This is a genomic window from Pseudomonas sp. UV AK001, from assembly GCF_046097675.1.
GTDB classification, from domain to species: domain Bacteria; phylum Pseudomonadota; class Gammaproteobacteria; order Pseudomonadales; family Pseudomonadaceae; genus Aquipseudomonas; species Aquipseudomonas kribbensis.
This window is the reverse complement of record NZ_JBJUVZ010000006.1, coordinates 290,014-309,511: the sequence shown is the minus strand read 5'-3', so window position 1 is coordinate 309,511 and position 19,498 is coordinate 290,014. Positions and strand designations below refer to the sequence as shown.

Annotated in this window: 17 protein-coding genes; 11 read left to right on the top strand and 6 right to left on the bottom strand. The window is 60.9% G+C overall.

Annotated elements, in window-relative coordinates; all coding sequences use genetic code 11:
• Positions 1 to 360 precede the first annotated feature (360 nt).
• The 5 genes from ACKLNA_RS18590 to ACKLNA_RS18570 all read left to right on the top strand — a co-directional run bounded on the left by ACKLNA_RS18590 (position 361) and on the right by ACKLNA_RS18570 (position 5,552).
• On the top strand, positions 361 to 1,017 hold the full coding sequence (locus tag ACKLNA_RS18590; protein ID WP_408986694.1) for an alpha/beta hydrolase: 657 nt from the start codon (positions 361 to 363) through the stop codon (positions 1,015 to 1,017).
• Positions 1,018 to 1,127: 110 nt separating this feature from the next.
• A complete protein-coding gene (gene rhlB, locus ACKLNA_RS18585) occupies positions 1,128 to 2,606 on the top strand; it encodes an ATP-dependent RNA helicase RhlB (RefSeq protein ID WP_408986693.1) in 1,479 nt (492 codons plus the stop codon).
• A 124-nt stretch (positions 2,607 to 2,730) separates the two neighbouring features.
• Complete coding sequence (locus ACKLNA_RS18580; protein WP_408986692.1) at positions 2,731 to 3,675, top strand: ornithine cyclodeaminase family protein; 945 nt, start codon at positions 2,731 to 2,733, stop codon at positions 3,673 to 3,675.
• Positions 3,676 to 3,689: 14 nt separating this feature from the next.
• Complete coding sequence (locus ACKLNA_RS18575; RefSeq protein ID WP_408986691.1) at positions 3,690 to 4,817, top strand: NAD(P)/FAD-dependent oxidoreductase; 1,128 nt, start codon at positions 3,690 to 3,692, stop codon at positions 4,815 to 4,817.
• Positions 4,818 to 4,910: 93 nt separating this feature from the next.
• Complete coding sequence (locus ACKLNA_RS18570) at positions 4,911 to 5,552, top strand: transcriptional regulator (protein ID WP_085711690.1); 642 nt, start codon at positions 4,911 to 4,913, stop codon at positions 5,550 to 5,552.
• A 40-nt stretch (positions 5,553 to 5,592) separates the two neighbouring features.
• Here ACKLNA_RS18570 and ACKLNA_RS18565 read toward each other — a convergent pair whose 3' ends face one another.
• The 6 genes from ACKLNA_RS18565 to ACKLNA_RS18540 form a co-directional block, all read right to left on the bottom strand.
• Entirely contained in the window at positions 5,593 to 6,369 is a 777-nt protein-coding gene (locus ACKLNA_RS18565) for an ABC transporter substrate-binding protein (RefSeq protein WP_085711691.1), read from the bottom strand.
• Between the two features lie 278 nt (positions 6,370 to 6,647).
• The gene (gene moaE, locus ACKLNA_RS18560) at positions 6,648 to 7,100 is read right to left on the bottom strand and encodes a molybdopterin synthase catalytic subunit MoaE (RefSeq protein ID WP_408986690.1); all 453 of its coding nucleotides are present in this window, start codon (positions 7,098 to 7,100) and stop codon (positions 6,648 to 6,650) included.
• A gap of 3 nt (positions 7,101 to 7,103) precedes the next feature.
• Positions 7,104 to 7,346 (bottom strand): molybdopterin converting factor subunit 1, encoded by a 243-nt coding sequence (gene moaD / locus ACKLNA_RS18555; RefSeq protein WP_114881486.1) that lies wholly within the window; start codon positions 7,344 to 7,346, stop codon positions 7,104 to 7,106.
• Positions 7,343 to 7,816 (bottom strand): cyclic pyranopterin monophosphate synthase MoaC, encoded by a 474-nt coding sequence (gene moaC, locus ACKLNA_RS18550; protein ID WP_408986689.1) that lies wholly within the window; start codon positions 7,814 to 7,816, stop codon positions 7,343 to 7,345. The genes moaD and moaC overlap by 4 nt, the downstream gene beginning before the upstream one ends.
• 102 nt (positions 7,817 to 7,918) lie before the next feature.
• On the bottom strand, positions 7,919 to 9,313 hold the full coding sequence (locus ACKLNA_RS18545) for a PhoH family protein (RefSeq protein WP_085711694.1): 1,395 nt from the start codon (positions 9,311 to 9,313) through the stop codon (positions 7,919 to 7,921).
• Between the two features lie 350 nt (positions 9,314 to 9,663).
• Entirely contained in the window at positions 9,664 to 10,788 is a 1,125-nt protein-coding gene (locus ACKLNA_RS18540; protein ID WP_408986688.1) for a polysaccharide deacetylase family protein, read from the bottom strand.
• Positions 10,789 to 10,927: 139 nt separating this feature from the next.
• Between ACKLNA_RS18540 and yaaA the strand changes: the two genes are divergently transcribed.
• From yaaA to ACKLNA_RS18510, 6 genes are all read left to right on the top strand, one after another.
• Positions 10,928 to 11,707: a peroxide stress protein YaaA gene (gene yaaA, locus ACKLNA_RS18535; RefSeq protein ID WP_408986687.1), complete on the top strand. Its 780-nt coding sequence runs from the start codon at positions 10,928 to 10,930 to the stop codon at positions 11,705 to 11,707.
• 810 nt (positions 11,708 to 12,517) lie between these two features.
• Complete coding sequence (locus tag ACKLNA_RS18530) at positions 12,518 to 13,834, top strand: nucleotide sugar dehydrogenase (RefSeq protein WP_085711697.1); 1,317 nt, start codon at positions 12,518 to 12,520, stop codon at positions 13,832 to 13,834.
• Positions 13,835 to 13,917: 83 nt separating this feature from the next.
• On the top strand, positions 13,918 to 15,399 hold the full coding sequence (alg8, locus tag ACKLNA_RS18525; protein ID WP_408986686.1) for a mannuronan synthase: 1,482 nt from the start codon (positions 13,918 to 13,920) through the stop codon (positions 15,397 to 15,399).
• A 35-nt stretch (positions 15,400 to 15,434) separates the two neighbouring features.
• Positions 15,435 to 16,604, top strand: a complete 1,170-nt coding sequence (locus tag ACKLNA_RS18520; protein WP_119429974.1) for an alginate biosynthesis protein Alg44 — start codon at positions 15,435 to 15,437, stop codon at positions 16,602 to 16,604.
• A gap of 9 nt (positions 16,605 to 16,613) precedes the next feature.
• Positions 16,614 to 18,020, top strand: coding sequence for an alginate biosynthesis TPR repeat lipoprotein AlgK (gene algK / locus ACKLNA_RS18515; RefSeq protein ID WP_192552925.1), 1,407 nt, complete (start codon positions 16,614 to 16,616; stop codon positions 18,018 to 18,020).
• Positions 18,017 to 19,498: an alginate export family protein gene (locus ACKLNA_RS18510; RefSeq protein ID WP_408986685.1), complete on the top strand. Its 1,482-nt coding sequence runs from the start codon at positions 18,017 to 18,019 to the stop codon at positions 19,496 to 19,498. The genes algK and ACKLNA_RS18510 overlap by 4 nt, the downstream gene beginning before the upstream one ends.

Genomic DNA, 19,498 nt, shown 5'->3' with positions numbered 1-19,498 from the left:
CCTTCGCTATGAGTCTAGTAGGAGAAAATCCACATCATGGACAACTCACTTCTCACCAGTCGGCCGAACGGGCGGTAGCCCTTTCACGTTCGCGAAGCCCGTTGCGGCCATTGGCGAACATCCATCACCGGATTCTTTGCTATCCCGTCGCCGGGCGTTCACTGATAGTGTTACCGCCAGGCGCGAGATCGATTGCACGACTACCTCATAGCAAAGCCCGTACCACACCGCTCGCTGAAGCGATTGAGCGACAGGTCAATAGCAAAACTTGTAGCCTTGCGACATCTTCTTAACGGATCAACCGGGCGCGCACCCCAATCACGCACTTAATGAGAGCGCCCGCACATTTTTGGAGCAGCCATGACCGAGCCCTTGATTCTTCAGCCTGTTAAGGCAGCCGACGCCTGCGTGATCTGGCTGCACGGCCTCGGCGCCGACCGCTATGACTTCCTGCCGGTGGCCGAGGCCCTGCAGGAAAGCCTGCTGAGCACGCGCTTCGTCCTGCCTCAGGCGCCGACCCGCCCGGTGACCATTAATGGCGGATATGCCATGCCGAGCTGGTACGACATCAAGGCCATGAGTCCGGCCCGGGCCATCGACCGCGATGAGCTGGAAGCGTCCGCCGATCAGGTCATCGAATTGATCGAACAACAGCGCGCCAGCGGAATAGACGCTTCGCGGATTTTCCTCGCCGGTTTTTCCCAGGGCGGCGCCGTGGTCTACCACACCGCTTTTCTGAAATGGCAGGGACCGCTGGGCGGCGTGCTCGCGTTGTCGACCTACGCGCCGACCTTCAGCGACGAACTGGAGCTGTCCGCCAGCCAGCAACGGATTCCGGCGCTGGCGCTGCACGGCCAGTTCGACAACGTGGTGCAGAACTCCATGGGCCGCACGGCGTATGAGTATCTGAAGGCCCATGGTGTCACCGTGACATGGCAGGAATACCCAATGGAGCACGAAGTGTTACCCGAAGAAATTCGCGACATCGGCGTATGGCTGAGCGAACGCCTGCGCTGATCGTCCGGGGCTCGATTTTCCGGTGGTCGGGCCCCTTTGATCATCCCACTACGCCGCGCCCGTTTCTTGCATTACACTGGCCGGCGTACATTCCTTAACCAATTGATGAGATGACCGTGCTCAAAGCACTCAAGAAGATGTTCGGAAAAAGCGAGGCTGAGCAGCTCGCGCCCGCTCCCAGTGCGCCGTCGCACGCCCCCGGCCATCGCAGCGATGGCAAACAGGCCGACCGCCAGGCTCCCGTAGCCACACCGAAACGCGAACCGAAAACCGAGCCTGTCGCCGCACCGGTCACTGAACCGGCCCGCAGCGAAGCACCCAAACCGGCCAAGCCTCGCCGCGAACCGAAGCCCAAGGCGCCGGTCATTCCATGGAAACTCGAAGATTTCGTCGTCGAGCCACAGGAAGGCAAGACCCGTTTCCACGATTTCAAGCTCGCCCCGGAACTGATGCACGCCATCCAGGACCTGGGTTTCCCGTATTGCACGCCGATCCAGGCCCAGGTGCTGGGTTTCACCCTCGCCGGCAAAGACGCCATCGGCCGCGCCCAGACCGGTACCGGCAAGACCGCCGCGTTCCTGATTTCGATCATCACCCAGCTGTTGCAGACCCCGCCGCCGAAAGAGCGCTACATGGGCGAGCCACGGGCGCTGATCATCGCGCCGACCCGTGAACTGGTGGTGCAGATCGCCAAGGACGCCGCCGACCTGACCAAGTACACCGGCCTCAACGTCATGACGTTCGTCGGCGGCATGGACTTCGACAAGCAGCTCAAGCACCTCGAAGCCCGCCACTGCGACATCCTCGTCGCGACCCCGGGCCGTCTGCTCGACTTCAACCAGCGCGGCGACGTGCATCTGGACATGGTCGAAGTGATGGTGCTGGACGAAGCCGACCGCATGCTCGACATGGGCTTCATCCCGCAGGTACGGCAGATCATTCGCCAGACCCCGCCGAAAAGCGAACGCCAGACCCTGCTGTTCTCCGCGACCTTCACCGATGACGTGATGAACCTCGCCAAGCAGTGGACCACCGATCCTGCAATCGTCGAAATCGAGGTCACCAACGTGGCCAACGAAAACGTCGAGCAGCACATCTATGCGGTGGCCGGTGCCGACAAATACAAACTGCTCTTCAACCTGGTCAACGACAACGGCTGGGAGCGGGTCATCGTGTTCGCCAACCGCAAGGACGAAGTGCGCCGCATCGAAGAACGTCTGGTGCGCGACGGCATCAACGCCGCGCAACTGTCCGGCGACGTGCCACAGCACAAGCGGATCAAGACCCTGGAAGGCTTCCGCGAAGGCAGGATCCGCGTGCTGGTTGCCACTGACGTGGCCGGTCGCGGCATCCACATCGACGGTATCAGCCACGTGATCAACTTCACTCTGCCGGAAGTGCCGGACGACTACGTGCACCGCATCGGCCGTACCGGTCGCGCGGGCGCCGATGGCGTTTCGATCAGCTTCGCCGGCGAAGACGACTCCTATCAGTTGCCGTCCATCGAAGAAAAACTCGGTCGCAAGATCAGCTGTGAAACGCCACCGACCCATCTGTTGCGGGCGGTTGAGCGCAAGCGTCCACAGTAAGCGACGCCATAAAGAGAAGCGCAGCCGGCAACGGACTGCGCTTTTTTTTCGCCCGGATATTGTTCAACAAAACTAAAAGTCCATAATGGACAAATTAGTTTAGAAGCAGTCTCCGGAGTCCGACATGACCAGTACGCCTCACGTGATCGACCAAACCCAGGCCCGCGAGCTGTTGGCCCGGATCGATGTGCCGCAGATCCTGCGCAAGCTGTTCCGCGATCTGGCGGCCGGGCATGCGGTGCAACCGGCACAGCAACTGGTGGAATTTCCCCAGGGCGCCGGGGACTTCATCAACTATCTGGGAGTGCTGGCCGAAGACTGCGTGTACGGGGTCAAGACTTCGCCCTACATCGTTCGCGAGCAAGGCCCGCTGGTGACGGCGTGGACGCTGCTGATGTCGATGCAGACCGGCCAACCGCTGCTGCTCTGCGATGCCGGCGAACTGACCACCGCCCGTACCGCTGCGACCACCGCCGTCGCGGTCGATGCCCTTGCCCCGTTGAAAGCCGCGCGTCTGGCAATCATCGGCAGCGGCAAGGTCGCCCAGGCGCACCTGCATTACGTCAAAACGTTGCGCGACTGGCAGAGCATCCGTGTGTACTCGCCTACCTTGAGCGAAGACCCGGCAATCATCCGCCAACTGCAAGCCCTCGACCCACGGGTGAGCATCGCCGACAGCCGCGAAACCGCCATCGCCGAGGCCGACGTGATCATGCTCTGCACCTCGTCCGCTGGCCCCGTGATCGACCCGGCAACTTTAAGCAAACCGGCGCTGATCACCTCGATCAGCACCAACGCACCGCGCGCCCACGAAGTGCCGCCGCAAAGCCTCAACGACATGCAGGTGTTCTGCGACTATCGTCTGACCACCCCGGGCTCGGCCGGCGAGATGCTGATCGCCCGCGAACAACACGGCTGGGACAACAGCGCGATCCTCGGCGACCTGGCGGATCTGCTCAGCGAAAAAGTGCAGCGTCCCGATTACAACCGTCACGTGTTTTTCCGCTCCATCGGCCTGGGCCTGGAAGACATCGCCCTGGCCAACGCCGTCTATCAATTGCAGCGCTGACACCGGAGATTTTCATGAGTCATGCAGATTTCATCATCATCGGCGGCGGAATTGCCGGCGCGTCTACCGGTTTCTGGCTGTCGCAGCACGGCAAGGTCGTGGTGCTGGAGCGCGAATCGCACCCGGCCTATCACTCCACCGGGCGTTCAGCCGCGCTCTTCACCGCCGCTTATGGCACTCCGCAGGTTCGGGCGCTGACCCAGGCCAGCCGGGCGTTTTTCGATCACCCGCCCAGTGGCTTCTGCGAACATCCGCTGCTGACCCCACGCGGTGAAATGACCGTGGATTTCACCGGTGACGCCGCCGAGCTGAACAATCAATACCTCAGCGCCAAAGCCACAGTGCCGGAGATGCAATTGCTCAGCGCCGAAGAAGCCTGCGTGCGGCTGCCGATCCTGCGTCGGGAAAAAGTCCACGGTGCGATCTACGACCCGACCGCCAGCGACATCGACACCGATGCGCTGCATCAGGGCTATCTGCGCGGTATCCGTCGCAACAACGGGCAAGTCCTGACCGATTGCGAAGTGCTTGGGCTGAGCCGTGACGCCGAGGGCGTCTGGCAAGTGCAGACCAACGGCCAGGCGTTCAGCGCGCCCATCGTGATCAACGCGGCAGGTGCCTGGGCCGACAAAATCGGCGCTCTCGCCGGTGCGCGGGCGCTGGGCCTGCAACCGAAACGCCGCGCCGCGTTCATCTTCGCCGGCCCCGAAGGCGTGGATATCCATCACTGGCCGATGCTGGTCAGCCTCGACGAATCGTTTTACATGAAGCCCGATGCCGGGATGTTCCTCGGCTCTCCGGCCAACGCCGACCCGGTCGAGCCTCACGACGTGCAGCCGGAAGAGCTGGACATCGCCATGGGCATTTACCAGATCGAGGAAGCGACGACCCTGACCATCCGCCGCCCGACCCGCACCTGGGCCGGTCTGCGCAGCTTCGTCGCCGACGGCGATTTGCTGTCCGGGTTCGATCCGCAGGTGCCGGGGCTGTTCTGGGTCGCGGCCCAGGGTGGATACGGCATCCAGACTTCACCGGCGATGGGCATGGCCAGCGCAGCGCTGGTGCGCGGTGAGTCGCTGCCGGAACACCTCAAGCAGTTTGGCCTGAACGCCGCCATGCTCTCCCCCGCCCGCCTGTCCTGACCGCCCACCCGGATGACTCGCCCAACGGATTGCGGCACACTCGCAACGCCCCCGGACCACGGGGGCGTTGACGTTGCCTGGAGCTCCACAGTTATGACCGCCCCCGAACAAACGCCCGAGCCGAATGACGCCGCGCTGGATAACTACCACGCCATCGCCGATGCCATCGCCACCCTGTTCTTTCCCCACGCCGAAGTGGTGCTGCATGACCTGCGCACGCAGAAGGTCGACTACATCGCCAACAACCTGTCGAAACGGGTGATCGGTGATGAATCGTCACTGGAAGACATGCTCAGCGACGACGTCAGCGAACGGAACATCGGTCCGTACGAAAAGCTCAACTGGGACGGCCAGAAGATTCGCAGCCTGAGCACCGTGCTGCGCGACAGCGAAGGGCGTCCGCTGGCCGTGCTGTGCATCAACCTGAATATTTCGCTGTTCGAGAACGCCAAGGCTGCGCTGGATCTGTTCCTCTCGCCGAGCAAGCTGATCCCGCAACCGGACTCGCTGTTTCGCGATGACTGGCAGGAGCGCATCAACACCTTCCTGCACGCATGGCTACGGGAGCGACAACTTAGCCTGAATCTGCTGACCCGCGATCACAAACGCGAACTGGTGCTGGCGCTGCACGCCGAGGGAGCGTTCAAGGGCAAGAGCGCCTCGAACTACGTGGCCAATGTGCTGAACATGGGACGGGCGACGGTGTACAAGCATTTGAAGGAATTGAAGGGCTGAAAGCGTGCAGCCTGCGATGGCAGGCTGCACATTTTGAAACTCAGTCGCCGTAGATGTCCGACTTGAAGTACTTCTCGGAAATCTTCTGATACTCGCCACTGGCACGAATACCGTCGATGGCAGTGTTCAACTGGCTGACCAGCTCGGTGTTGCCCTTGCGTACCGCGATCCCGGCGCCCTCGCCCACGTATTTCGGATCCTTCAGTTCCGGCCCGACAAAGGCGTAACCCTTGCCGCGTGGCATCGACAGGAAATCGGTCAGCGGAATGGTGTCGGCAAAAATCGCGTCGAGACGGCCGGCCGCCAGGTCCATGTAGATTTCTTCGTTGTTGCCATAGCGCTTGACGTTGATGCCCTTGGGCTCGAACACCTCGGTGGCATAACGGTCGGTGGTGGTCGCACGCTGCACGCCGACGGTCTTGCCCTTGAGGCTGGCGTACTGATCATCCACCGTGGCGCCTTCCTTCATCACCAGCCGCGACGAGGTGAAATAGTACTTGTGGGTGAAGTCCACGGACTTCTTGCGGTCTTCGTTGATGGTCATGGACGACAGCGCCATGTCGATTTTCTTCACTTTCAGGGAAGGAATCAGACCATCGAACTCGCCCTCGACCCACACACATTTGACCTGCATCTGCGCGCACAAGGCATTGCCGATGTCGTAGTCGAAACCGACGATTTCACCCTGGTCGGTCTTTGAGGCGAAGGGTGGATACGCCGCTTCGATACCGATGCGCAGGGTTTTCTCGGCGGCAAACACGCTGCTGCACGCCAACAGGCTCAGCGCCAGACCGGTGATGAGGGGGAGTTTCTTCATGTTCGTTCTCTCGCGGGTTGTTGTTGGTTTGGCAAGACAGAAGAAAGAGCTGAAACGGGAAACGCTTTATTTGTACTTGTAAATCCATACTGGACTTTTACGTACAAACCGTCAATTGGGCGAGATAGAACATTTCCGGCCGATGGTCGGGGAGGCAAATCTCAGGGAATGGGTGATTCGGATGGCCTCTTCGCGAGCAAGCTCGCTCCCACAAGGATCATCGCAAACCTGTGGGAGCGAGCTTGCTCGCGAAGAGTGACACCAGGCCGACAGAGGCGTTACTGCTTCCAGCGATCCGCCGCCGCATGATCGCTGTCACGGCCTTCGACCCAGCGCGGGCCGTCGCTGGTGTTCTCTTTCTTCCAGAACGGTGCACGGGTTTTCAGGTAATCCATGACAAAGGCGCAGGCGTCGAATGCCGCCTGACGATGGGCGCTGGCGGCGCCGACGAACACGATCGGTTCACCCGGCTCCAGCGCGCCGATGCGGTGCAGCACTTCCAGCTTCAACAGCGGCCAGCGCTGTTCGGCCTCGATGGCGATCTTGCCCAAGGCCTTTTCGGTCATGCCCGGATAGTGTTCGAGAAACATTCCGGCGACATCGAGGCCATCGTTGAAGTCGCGTACGTAACCGACAAAACTCACCACCGCGCCGACGCCGACATTGGCCGCGTGCATCGCGTTGACTTCAGCACCGGGATCGAACGCGGTGGACTGCACACGAATCGCCATGTCTCAGCCTCCGGTCACAGTCGGGAAAAACGCCACTTCGTCGCCATCGACCACTGGTTCGTCGAGCTGGCACAAATCTTCGTTGCGCGCGCACATCAGGTTCTGTTCGCTCAGCACCTCGGCGCCGTCACGCTTGGCGAGCAAGGCGCGTACGTCTTCCACCGTCGCGAAATCCCCCTCTACCTTCACCGAATCCACGCCCAGCGCCTCGCGGTAACGGGCAAAAAACTTCACGGTCAGGTTCATGGCTGCTCCGCCTGGAAATGCCCGCTCTTGCCGCCGACTTTCTCCAGCAGGCGCACGCTTTCGATGGTCATGCCGCGATCCACGGCTTTGCACATGTCGTAGATCGTCAATGCGGCGACGCTGGCGGCGGTCAGCGCTTCCATCTCGACGCCGGTCTGCCCGGACAGCTTGCAACGGGCCACGATGCGCACCGCGTCGTCGCCTTCGGCGCAGAGTTCGACCTTGACGCCGGTGAGCATCAACGGATGGCACAGGGGAATCAGGTCACTGGTTTTCTTCGCCGCCTGGATGCCGGCGATGCGCGCCACGGCGAACACGTCGCCCTTGGGATGGCCGCCGCTGACGATCATCTGCAGAGTGTCGGGCAGCATGCGCACCAGCGCTTGGGCCGTCGCCTCGCGGAACGTCACGGCTTTTTCGGTGACGTCGACCATGTTGGCGCGACCTTGGGAATCGAGATGAGTCAGCACGGGATTACTCCTGATCAGGAGCGCCGATTGTAAACCCGAGGGTCAGAATTGCGCACACAAAAAACCGGGCGACTTTGCAGTCGCCCGGTTCCTTTGTAAGGGTTACAGATGGGATTCGGCGTATTCGGCCAGAATCGAGCGAGGCACCCCTTGCAGCGTAATGTGTACGCCGTTGGGGAAGTCTTTGAAACGTTCGGTCAGATAGGTCAGCCCGGAACTCGTCGCGGACAGGTAAGGGGTATCGATCTGTGCCAGGTTGCCCAGGCACACCACTTTGGAACCGGCGCCGGCCCGGGTGATGATGGTTTTCATCTGGTGCGGCGTAAGGTTCTGGCATTCGTCGATCAGGATCAGGCTCTGCTGGAAGCTGCGACCGCGAATGTAGTTGAGCGATTTGAACTGCAACGGCACTTTGCTGAGGATGTAGTCGACGCTGCCATGGGTGTTTTCGTCATCCATGTGCAAGGCTTCGAGGTTGTCGGTGATGGCGCCCAGCCAGGGCTCCATTTTTTCCGCTTCGGTGCCGGGCAGGAAGCCGATTTCCTGATCCAGGCCCTGCACGCTGCGGGTGGCGATGATGCGGCGATAACGCTTGCTGACCATGGTCTGCTCGATCGCAGCGGCCAGCGCCAGGATGGTCTTGCCGGATCCGGCGGCGCCGGACAGGTTGACCAGATGAATGTCCGGGTCGAGCAAGGCGTACAGCGCCAGGCTCTGATAGATGTCACGCGGCTTGAGGCCCCAGGCTTCCTGATGCAGCAGTGGTTCCTGGTGCAGATCGAGGATCAGCAGACGGTCCTCTTCAATCTCCTTGATCCAGCCGACAAAGCCCTGCTCATCGATGATGAACTCGTTGATGTGCACGGCCGGCAGGTTGTCAATCAATTGCACCTGGTGCCAGGTGCGGCCATGGTCCTGACGGGTTTCGACCTTGCTCACGCGGTCCCAGAAGGAGCCGGTCATGTTGTGGTAGCCGTTGGGCAACAGGGACACGTCATCGACCAGTTGGTCGGTGCTGTAGTCCTCGGCGTCGATCCCGCAGGCCCGCGCCTTGAGACGCATGTTGATGTCTTTGGTGACCAGCACCACCGGTTTCTTCGGATCGCGGGTGTGCAGATCGATCAACTGGTTGATGATTTTGTTGTCGTTCAGGTGCTCGGGCAGAATCAGGTTCGACTCTGCCTGTTTGCTCATCAGAATTGACAGCAACCCCTTCGGCCCGCCCTTTCCGCGCTGGATCGGCACCCCTTGCTCGACGTCTTCGGGCGAGGCATCGCCCAACGTCTTGTCGATCAGCCGGATGGCCTGGCGGCATTCGGCGGCCACGCTGTGATGCCCGCTCTTGAGCTTGTCCAGCTCTTCAAGCACGGTCATCGGGATCGCGACGTGGTGTTCTTCGAAATTCAGCAGGGCGTTTGGATCGTGAATCAGTACGTTGGTATCGAGTACATAAAGGATTGGCTGGTTGGAGGAAGGGCTACGTCCGTGATCATCCATACTCGGTCACCTTTGTGGGAGCCATTCGACGCAATACCTGGGCGGTGCTGCGCCTCGAAGTGACTGCCGAATCCACCTGCGAAGCTTTTGTTCGGAATAGCAGGTGAATTGCACACAAAATGGGTCTTGGAAGACGCCACCTGTGTTGCAGGTTTCGGCTGTCTGACTTCGTAATACTCCAAAACCCGTGACAGAAAAAAGCACTTTGACGCTTTTTTGAAGTTTATTTTGCAAAGTGACGAAAAGCCCTTGGCGGACCGCCCTGCCCCCGTTAGAGTCGGAAGTCCGCCTGCATCGAATCCTGCAAAAAAATTACCCCAAGCCCAATGTTTCCGGGCTCTTGCCGTTTGTCAGCGAAAAGCGTCCTGACAGTCTTCCCAGCCGATGCCGCTTTGCGCGGTTTGCGTGATCAGCCACGGCAACGCCGTCTTCACCGCGTCCTGCTTCATGTTGAAATTGATCACTCCGTGCCGCCACAACAGCATCAGGGTCAGCACCCGCTGCGCGCTGGGATTGCCCTTGAGCTTGCCGGCGCCGTCCTGGGCATCGATGTCCCACAGCGCCACTTGCAGGCCCTGATTGCGCAAGAAACTGCCGGCATCACTGCGGCGCTGCCCCTCCGGTGGACGGAACAGCGGTACGTAGTTTTCCGGCAGCTTGCTCTTCACCAGATCACTGCTGCGGCGCACCGAATCCTGCCAGTCCTGCCAGTGGCTGTGGGAGCGGAATTCCCAGCCCTGCACGCCCACGCAGAGTTTCGAGAATTCCGCTTGCAGGTTGTTCACCGAGCGATCCGCCAGTCGCGCCTGCACATCCTTGCCCAGCAAAAAGAAGGTGCCGCTCAGACTGGATTTGCGCAGATAGTCGGCGATCCAGTCGGTGTTGTCCGGCTGCAGGTTGGCGGCGCTGTCGAAACTCAGCAGGAACAAACGGTCATGCATGTCGTCGCCATTGCGCTCGTAGTCACCGAAATGATCGACTTCGCTGGTGGTCTGCGGCGACAGTGCCGCCTTGCGCAGCAGTTCATCCAGATACTGCTGATGGAAGATCCGGCTCGGCTCGGCCCACTTGGTGTAATAGCTTTCATCGCTGACCACGAACTTGGCCGCCTGCTCGCGCAGGGTCGGCAGGTCTTCGACGAGGAAGCAGAAGGAGGCGTCCTGATCGCAGCTCTGCTGGGCGTAGTTGTAGCTGGTCAGCAACCGCTGCCACAGACGCTCGCGCAGACTGTTGATCGCCTCCAGATTGACCGTGCGCAGCCCCAGACGCTGGGCCAGCGCGGCCTCATCCAGTGCTTCACTGCCCAGCAGGCCCCGGGCGAACATCAGGACTTCCGCCCGGGAGGCAACGTCGAACAGGGTCGGGTTGTCGAGTTTCTCCGGCCAGGTGCTGCGATCAAGCGTGGCAATATCGCCCGGCGCCGCGACGGCCCCGAAGCTCAACAGCCACACGGTGAATAAAAGAACAATGCGCAAAGGGGTGTCTCCATAACAAAACCCGCGCGGCACTATAGCCGATCCGGCTGGCGAACCGCCGATCACCTATGGACCTGATAGCTGGAGTCATCCGTCCCAACCCCCTAGAATCGCCCCCACGATTAAAGGAGACGACTTCATGCTGATGGTGATTTCCCCCGCCAAGACCCTCGATTACGAAACACCGCCGGCGACCCAGCGCTTCACCCAGCCGCAATACCTCGACCATTCCCAGGAGCTGATCCAGCAGTTGCGCGAGCTGACGCCTGCCCAGATCAGCGAACTGATGCACGTCTCCGACAAGATCGGCGGCCTCAATGCTGCACGCTTCGGCAGCTGGACACCGGCGTTCACCCCGGCCAACGCCAAACAGGCACTCCTGGCCTTCAAGGGTGACGTCTACACCGGGCTCGACGCCCAGAGCTTCAGCGAAGCCGATTTCGACTACGCGCAACAGCACCTGCGCATGCTCTCCGGCCTCTACGGCCTGCTGCGCCCGCTCGACCTGATGCAGCCGTATCGGCTGGAAATGGGCACCAAACTGGCCAACTCCCGGGGCAAGGACTTGTACGCGTTCTGGGGCACCCGCATCAGCGAATGGTTGAACGAAGCGCTGGCCGACCAAGGCGATGACGTGTTGCTGAACCTGGCGTCCAACGAGTACTTCTCGGCGGTCAAGCGCACAGCCCTGAACGCGCGGATCATCAACACCGAGTTCAAAGACCTGAAGAACGGCCAGTACAAGATCATCAGCTTCTACGCCAAAAAGGCTCGAGGCCTGATGAGCCGCTTCGTGATCCAGGAACGCATCAACGATCCGGCGGCCCTCAAACAGTTCGATGTGCAGGGTTATCGCTTCAGCGCCGAGCAATCAAAACCGGACAATCTGGTGTTTCTGCGCGATCACGCACCCGAATAAAGCATGCCCATTGCACGACTCTTTATATAAAGAGTCGTGCACCTCGCACGACGTCAAAAAAACCTCCCTTCTTTTCGCCGTTTTCTTGGCGCCATAAAAACATCACCTCCATTTCTATCTTTTCTTTCACTCGACAGTTGTCATTTTTTTCAGTAGTGGCACCTGAAATTTTTCCGGGTAGTGGCACAAAACCATCTAACGCGATTATCTGCCTATTAATAAAGGGCGAAATGGAAAGTGCTATCAATATGAGAGCAGTGCCATCTTTCTCAATATTTCAAAAAATTTCAGATTTCGCGATGAGCGGACAGGAACTATGTCCAAATGCATAGCTCATACCACCGGTAACGATTCTCGCCGAATATGTACGAGATAACTTACGCAGAGATCAAAACCATGTAACCAAGTTGTCACAGCAACTTGCCTGAATGGATAACAACTCTGGACAACTAGCGAAGGACAGGAGATACGCACCATCAATATCCCCTACAAGGCCAAGGCCGCGCCCTTATAAACGTGCTCGCCTGAGCACCCAACCGCCCGATCTACAGGCCTGCGCCTGACATCGGGCGCGCAATACGAGATTGCACAAGAGTCCTCTTGCCAGAGGATCCGCTGCATAACAGGGCATGTCACAACAATAAGGCCTGGTTGCGCACATCTTGAGTGCACTTATTTAGACACTCGAAACTTAGTATGCCTGCACACGGCATTGTGACGCCTGCAAGTCACACTTTCGAGTGCACTAAGACCGCTGAACACCATTAACTCCGGCCCTCTAACGGCCTGATATATACAGAGGTAATTGCGATGCGCATCAGCATATTTGGTTTGGGTTACGTCGGTGCAGTCTGTGCCGGTTGCCTGTCTGCACGGGGCCATGACGTGGTTGGCGTCGATGTTGCCAAAGACAAGATCGACATGATCAACGCTGGCAAATCCCCCATTGTCGAACCGGGCCTGGGCGAGTTGCTGGCGCAAGGGATCGAGACCGGTCGTCTGCGCGGTACGACCAACTTCGCCGAGGCGATTCGCGACACCGACCTGTCGATGATCTGCGTCGGCACGCCAAGCAAGAAGAACGGCGACCTGGAACTGAACTACATCGAAGCGGTGTGCCGCGAGATCGGTTTTGTCCTGCGTGAAAAATCCACCCGTCACACCATCGTCGTGCGCAGCACCGTGCTGCCGGGCACCGTCGCCAACGTGGTGATCCCGATTCTCGAAGACTGCTCCGGCAAGAAGGCCGGCGTTGATTTCGGTGTGGCCGTGAACCCCGAGTTCCTGCGTGAATCCACCGCGATCGCCGACTACGACCTGCCACCGATGACCGTCATCGGCGAGTTCGACAAGGCTTCGGGTGACGTTCTGCAATCGCTGTACGAAGAACTCGACGCGCCGATCATCCGCAAGGACATCGCCGTCGCCGAGATGATCAAGTACACCTGCAACGTCTGGCACGCGACCAAAGTGACCTTCGCCAACGAGATCGGCAACATCGCCAAAGCGGTGGGCGTCGATGGCCGTGAAGTAATGGACGTGGTCTGCCAGGACAAGACCCTCAACCTGTCCCAGTACTACATGCGTCCGGGCTTCGCCTTCGGCGGCTCGTGCCTGCCAAAGGACGTACGCGCCCTGACCTACCGCGCCGGCTCCCTGGATGTGGAAGCACCGCTGCTCAACTCGCTGATGCGCAGCAACGAATCGCAAGTGCAGAACGCCTTCGACATCGTTGAGAGCCACGACAAGCGCAAAGTCGCCCTGCTCGGCCTGAGCTTCAAGGCCGGCACCGACGACCTGCGCGAAAGCCCGCTGGTGGAACTGGCCGAGATGCTGATCGGCAAGGGTTACGACCTGAGCATCTACGACAGCAACGTCCAGTACGCCCGTGTCCACGGCGCGAACAAGGATTACATCGAGTCGAAGATCCCCCACGTGTCGTCCCTGCTCAATGCGGATTTCGACTCGGTGATCGACAACTCCGACGTGATCATCCTCGGCAACCGCGACGAGAAGTTCCGCTCCCTGGCTCAACAGGCGCCACACGGCAAACAGGTCATCGACCTGGTCGGCTTCATGGCCAAGGCCACCGATGCCGGCACCCGCACCGAAGGGATCTGCTGGTAACGCAGCAGCAAGCCTCGAGCTTCAAGCCGCACGCCGTGAATCGGCGGGCGGCCTGAAGCCCCCATCACCTTCGGATGACGGTCATGTCCAAGCTCAAACATTTTTTTCTGCAATCCGCCGGCTGGCTTTTGTTTCTGAGCCTGCTGATGGGCCTGGCCCTGATGCTGCCCGAGTCCACGTTCGACTCCGAGTCGAAGGACTTCATTTTCCTGATTGGCGCCGTGGGTATCTGGCGCTACTCGATGGGTGCCACGCACTTTGTGCGCGGCATGATTTTTCTCTACATCGTCTACCCGCACCTGCGCCGCAAGGTTCGCAAGCTGGGCAAGGCGGCGGCCCCGTCCCATGTGTTTCTGATGGTCACCAGTTTCCGCATCGACGCGTTGACCACCGCGCAGGTCTACAGCTCGGTGATCCGCGAAGCCATCGACTGCGAACTGCCGACCACCGTGGTCTGCTCCATCGTCGAAATGTCCGATGAACTGCTGGTCAAGGCACTGTGGGCGCGGATGAATCCGCCGGACCGGGTCAAGCTCGACTTCGTGCGCATTCCCGGCACCGGCAAACGCGATGGCCTGGCTTACGGCTTCCGTGCGATCTCCCGTCACCTGCCGGACGACCGCGCCGTGGTGGCCGTGATCGACGGCGACACCGTGCTCGCCGAAGGCGTGGTGCGCAAGACAGTGCCGTGGTTCCAGATGTTCGGCAACGTCGGCGGCCTGACCACCAACGAATTCTGCGAAGTGCGCGGCGGCTACATCATGAGCGAGTGGCACAAACTGCGTTTCGCCCAGCGCCACATCAACATGTGCTCGATGGCCCTGTCCAAGCGCGTGCTGACCATGACCGGTCGCATGTCGGTGTTCCGTGCCTCCGTGGTGACCAATCCGGACTTCATCGCCGACGTCGAAAGCGACTCGCTGCAACACTGGCGCCTGGGCCGTTTCAAGTTCCTGACCGGCGACGACAAGTCGAGCTGGTTCAGCCTGATGCGCCTGGGCTACGACACCTTCTACGTGCCGGACGCGGCGATCAACACCGTTGAACACCCGCCGGAAAAGAGCTTCATCAAGGCCAGTCGCAAACTGATGTTCCGCTGGTACGGCAACAATCTGCGGCAGAACTCACGAGCCCTGGGCCTGGGTGTGAAACGCCTCGGCGCCTTCACCTCGGTGGTGCTGTTCGACCAGCGCGTATCGATGTGGACCTCGCTGCTGGGCCTGACCGTAGCGATCATCGCCAGCTTCAAATACGGCGGTGCGTTCATCCTCGCGTACCTGCTGTGGATCGGCATCACCCGCCTGATTCTGACGCTGCTGCTGTCGTGCTCCGGCCACCGCATCGGCCCGGCCTACCCGGTGATTCTCTATTACAACCAGATCGTCGGTGCGCTGGTGAAGATCTACGTGTTCTTCCGCCTCGACCAGCAATCCTGGACTCGCCAGCCCACTTCCCTGACCCGTGATCTCGCCAGCTTTCAACGTTGGTTCAACACCTGGTCGTCTCGGACCATGACCTTCTCCGCCGGCAGCATTTTCGTCGCCGTGCTGCTGATGATGGTCTGACCTGCCCCTCTTGAATTAACAAGGAAATCGCCCCCATGAATACCGCCGTCAACGTCAACGTAGTGCATGAATCCGAAGCCCAGCGCCAGCACGCCCGGGTGAAAATCCCGGCCAAGCTGCGGTTCTTCGGCCCTGACCGCACACCGGTCGAAGCGCGGGTCATCGACCTGTCCGCCGGTGGTCTGGCGTTCAACGCCGGGCAACTGCCGCTGACCGTCGGCCAGGTGTACAAGGCGCGCCTGCAATTCGTCATCGACAACCTCGGCATCGCCATGGACGTTGAACTGCAAGTGCGTTCCTACGACCGCCAGACCGGCCGCGCCGGTTGCCAGTTCCAGAACCTCGAGCCGCAGGATATTTCCACCCTGCGCCACCTGATCACTTCGCACCTGGCCGGCGACATCGTCAGCATCGGCGAAGTGCTGGCGACCCTGCAGCGCGACAACTTCACCAAGGCACGCAAGACCAAGGACAGCGGCCACGGCATGACCCCGTTCGGGCGTCTGAAAGCCGTGACCTTCAGCGCCGGTATCTTCGCGATCGGTCTTGTGGCAGCGGGTTTCGTTTTCAAATCGGTATACAGCATGTACTTCGTCAGCCACGCCCAGGCCGGTCTGGTCAGCGTACCGGGCATGAACATCACCATGCCGCGCGACGGCACTGTGCAGAGCCTGGTGAAATCCGACGGTGTTGCCGCCAAGGGTGCACCGCTGGCGACTTTCAGCACCAGCATGCTCGACGTGCTCAAGGGCCATCTGGACGAAGATCAACTGCAACCGGCCAAGGTTGAAGAACTGTTCGGCAAGCAGATGACCGGCACCCTCACCTCGCCGTGCGATTGCACCGTGGCCCAGCAACTGGTGGCTGACGGTCAGTACGCGAGCAAGGGCGACGTGATCTTCACTCTGGTACCGCGCAACACCCAGGCCACCGTCGATGCGCGCTTCTCCTATCGCCAGTTCGGCGACGTGCGCCCGGGTACTCCGGTGAGCTTCCAGATCGCCGGCGAAGACAAGACCCGCACCGGCAAGATCATCAGCAGCACCAGCCTGAAAAGCGCCGACCTGTCCTCCGACATCCGCGTGCAGATCCAGCCGGACGAGCCGCTGGACAGCACCTTCGCCGGCCGTCCGGTGGAAGTGAACAGCGACCGTGGTCCGAACCTGAACTGGCTGATCGACAAAGCCATGGCTGCCGGTCTTTAAGTCGAGGACATGCCCGTGACGAGCCCTATCAGAATCCTGCCGGTCCCGCTGACGCTGGCCATGGCAATCGCTTTGGCCGGTTGCGCCGGCCTGCCCGACCAGCGTCTGGCCAACGAAGCGCTGAAGCGCGGCGACACCGCGACCGCCGCGCAGAACTACCGTGCGCTGGCCGATCTGGGTTACAGCGAGGCTCAGGTTGGTCTCGCCGACATCCAGGTCGACAGCCGCGACCCTGCGCAGATCAAACAGGCCGAGGCGACCTATCGCGCAGCCGCCGATGTGTCGCCGCGTGCCCAGGCCCGACTCGGTCGCTTGCTGGTGGCCAAGCCCGGCTCCACCGAAGCCGAGCATCACGAAGCCGAAACCCTGCTGAAGAAAGCCGCTGCCAACGGCGAAGGCAACACGCTGATCCCGCTGGCGATGCTGTACCTGCAATACCCGCACAGTTTCCCGAACATCAACGCCCAGCAGCAGATCGACCAGTGGCGCAAATCCGGTTACCCGGAAGCCGGCCTGGCGCAGGTGCTGCTGTATCGCACCCAGGGCACTTACGACCAGCATCTGGATGACGTGGAAAAGATCTGCAAGGCCGCGCTGCACACCACCGACATCTGCTACGTCGAACTGGCCACGGTCTATCAGAAACGTGCCCAGCCAGACCAGCAAGCCGAGCTGATCAAGCAACTGCAGGCCGGTTACAGCCGTGGCAGCGTCACGGCCCAGCGCGTGGACTCCGTTGCCCGTGTGCTCGCCGACTCGACCCTCGGCAAGACCGACGAAAAAACCGCGCAATCGCTGCTCGAACCGATCGCACCGGGCTACCCGGCCTCGTGGGTGACGCTGGCACAACTGCTCTACGACTTCCCGGAACTGGGCGATATCGACCAGATGATGAAGTACCTGGACAACGGCCGCGCCGCCGATCAGCCCCGCGCCGAGCTGTTGCTGGGCAAGCTCTACTACGAAGGCAAACTGGTGCCGGCCGACGCGAAAGTCGCCGAGGAACATTTCCAGAAAGCCGTCGGCCGCGAAGTCGCCGCCGACTACTACCTCGGCCAGATCTACCGCCGTGGCTACCTGGGCAAGGTCTATCCGCAGAAGGCTCTCGACCATCTGCTGACTGCTGCGCGCAACGGCCAGAACAGCGCCGACTTCGCCATCGCCCAACTGTTTTCCCAAGGCAAGGGCACCCAGCCCGATCCGCTCAACGCCTACGTGTTCAGCCAGCTGGCCAAGGCCCAGAACACGCCGCAAGCCGATGAGCTGGCGACCACCCTCGCGGCGCAATTGCCCCCCGAGCGCCTGGCCGAAGCCCAGCGCCTGTTGCAACAGGAACAGGCCAGCCGTGGCGCCCTGAATCAGAACACGCTGCAACTGCACGCCCTGCAAGAAGAAGACGGCGAGGAAAAATTATGAAGTTGAATCCATTCGTGAAGGCTGGCATTGGCCTTACGTTCGCGCTGATCTGGTCTTGCCCGACACTGGCCGCGATCACTGAAACCAAGAACTTCGGCCTCGAAGTGAAAATCACCGGCCAGTCCGAAGACGACCGCGATCTCGGCACCGCGCCCGGTGGCGACGTCAACGGCGTCGGCCTCGACCTGCGTCCGTGGATCTACGGCGAAAGCGGCGCGTGGAGTGCCTACGCCATGGGCCAGGCCGTGACTTCGACCGACATCATCGAGACCGACACCCTGCAACAGTCCGACGGCGCCGAAACCACCGACAGCGGTGATCGCAAGACCAAGAAGAACTACCTGGCGATGCGCGAATTCTGGGTCGGCTACAGCGGCCTGACACCCTACCCCGGCGAGATCCTCAAGTTCGGTCGCCAGCGCCTGCGCAACGACGACGGCCAGTGGCGCGACACCAACATCGAAGCGCTGAACTGGACCTTCGACACCACCCTGCTGCGCGCCAACGCCGGTGTCGCCGAACGCTTCAGCGAATACCGAACCGACCTGAAAGAGCTGGCGCCGAAAGACAAGGATCGCCTGCACGCCTACGCCGATGCAGCGTATCAGTGGACACCGGGCAACTGGGTCGGCATTCGCGGCCATCACACCCACGATAACGGCAAACTCGATTACGCCGAGCCGGGCGTGCCCCGCGACACCCTCGACAAAACCCAGAACGGCGACATCAGCTGGCTCGGCCTGACCGCCGACAGCGACGCCTACAACTGGCGCAACACCAACACCGTCAACTACTGGGGCAGCATCACCGGCATGAGCGGCGACCGCGACACGGTCAACCCGCTGAACGCCGACGGCACCCGCCCGGCGCAAGCCAAGCGCAGCGAAGACATCAACGGCTGGGCCACCGACATCGGCGTGCGCCTGCGCCTCGATCCGCAGTGGCAGGTCGGTGCGGCCTATGCCCGCGCCAGCGCCAATTACCAACAGAACGGCCTGGAAAGCAACCGCTCCAACTACACCGGTACCCGCTCGCGGGTGCATCGTTTCGGCGAGGCTTTCCGTGGCGAAATGAACAACATGCAGACCGCCACGCTGTTCGGTTCCTGGATGCTCAACGACCAGTACGACGCCAGTCTGATCTACCACAAGTTCTGGCGCGTGGACGGCAACAAGCCGGTGGGCAGCAACGGCATCAACGCTGTGGAAAACAACACCGACGACGTGACCGGCGCAATCCTCTCCAGCACCTCGTTGCCACTGCAGGACGGCAACAAGGATCTGGGCCAGGAGATGGATCTGGTGGTCACCAAGTACTTCAAGCAAGGCCTGCTGCCGGCGGCGTTGAGCCAGTCGATCGACGAGCCTTCGGCCCTGGTGCGTTTCCGTGGCGGCGTGTTCAAGCCGGGTGACGCCTATGGCAGCCAGGTCGATTCGTACATGCACCGCGCGTTCATCGACGTGATCTGGCGCTTCTGA